2 protein-coding genes are annotated in these 1554 nt (G+C 36.0%); both read left to right on the top strand.

The genetic code is table 11. The features are described from left to right. On the top strand, positions 1 to 394 hold a 394-nt coding region (locus H2277_RS08925), incomplete at its 5' end, for a flagellin (protein WP_337201956.1). A gap of 132 nt (positions 395 to 526) precedes the next feature. Then, positions 527 to 1554, top strand: a 1028-nt coding sequence (locus tag H2277_RS08920) for a flagellin hook IN motif-containing protein (RefSeq protein WP_337201955.1), incomplete at its 3' end; no start/stop codon positions are given.

Below are 1554 nucleotides of genomic sequence, written 5' to 3'. Positions count from 1 at the left end.
TTCTGGTTCAGGTTTTTCAGCTGGTTCTGGAAATTCTCAATTTGCTACTTTTAAAGTATCAGCAGGAAATGATGCTGGGGTTGTGAATGAAACTTCAGGGGTTACTACACTTAAAGGGGCTATGGCCGTGATGGATATCGCTGAAACTGCGATTAATAATCTTGATCAAATCAGAGCAGATATTGGTTCAGTACAAAATCAAATCACATCAACGATCAATAACATCACCGTAACTCAAGTGAATGTTAAATCAGCTGAATCACAAATCAGAGATGTGGACTTTGCAAGTGAGAGCGCAAACTACTCTAAAGCAAATATCCTAGCTCAAAGCGGATCTTACGCTATGGCGCAAGCAAATGCTAGCCAACAAAATGTATTGAGACTGCTTCAATAGAAATCCGATCTAAGCCTAACTTTGGGCTTAGATTTTTTATTTCTTTAAAATTTTAAATATTTCATTTATTATAAAAAGTTGGAACACTTCTTGCTTATATCCTTTTGATGCAATATTTTGAAAGGATTTAAAATGGGTTTTAGAATAAACACCAATATAGGTGCTTTAAACGCACACGCAAATTCGGTGGTTAATTCTAACGAGCTTGATAAGTCTTTAAGTAGACTTAGTTCAGGTCTTAGGATTAACTCAGCAGCAGATGATGCTTCAGGGATGGCTATTGCAGATTCTTTGCGTTCACAAGCAGCGACTTTAGGTCAAGCGATCAACAATGGTAACGATGCCATAGGTATCTTACAAACTGCCGATAAAGCAATGGATGAGCAACTTAAGATCTTAGATACCATTAAAACAAAAGCAACTCAAGCGGCTCAAGATGGACAAAGCTTAAAAACAAGAACTATGCTTCAAGCAGATATTAACCGTTTGATGGAAGAACTTGACAATATCGCTAATACTACAGCCTTTAATGGCAAACAACTCTTAAGTGGAAATTTTACCAATCAAGAATTTCAAATCGGTTCAAGTTCAAATCAAACCATAAAAGCAAGCATAGGTCCTACTCAGTCTTCAAAGATCGGTGTGACAAGATTTGAAACTGGTTCGCAAAGTATGAGTGAAGGTGTTGTGAGTATGGTTATAAAAAATTATAACGGCGTTGAAGATTTTAAATTTCAAAGTATCGTTATATCAACTTCAGTTGGAACAGGTCTTGGAGCCTTGGCTGAAGAGATTAATAGAAGTTCTGATAAAACAGGAGTTAGAGCTACTTTTGATGTAAAAACAGTAGGAGCTTATGAAATCAAAGCAGGAAAAACATCTGATGATTTTGCGATCAATGGTGTAACTATAGGTCAAATTAATTATAAAGATGGTGATGAAAACGGTCAATTAGTAGCTGCGATCAATTCTGTAAAAGATACAACCGGGGTTGAAGCTTCTAGAGATGAAAATGGAAAACTAGTTCTTACTTCAAGAGATGGACGAGGTATCAAAATAACGGGCGATATAGGAGTAAGTTCAGGTATCTTAGCTAGTCAAAAAGAAAACTATGGAAGATTATCTTTAGTTAAAAATGATGGTAGAGATATCAACATAAG

Origin of the sequence: Campylobacter sp. W0014 (genome assembly GCF_020135975.1) — a bacterium.
Lineage (GTDB): Bacteria > Campylobacterota > Campylobacteria > Campylobacterales > Campylobacteraceae > Campylobacter_D.
The sequence above is the reverse complement of the archived record's forward strand: the minus strand, read 5'-3'. Positions and strand labels throughout refer to the sequence as shown.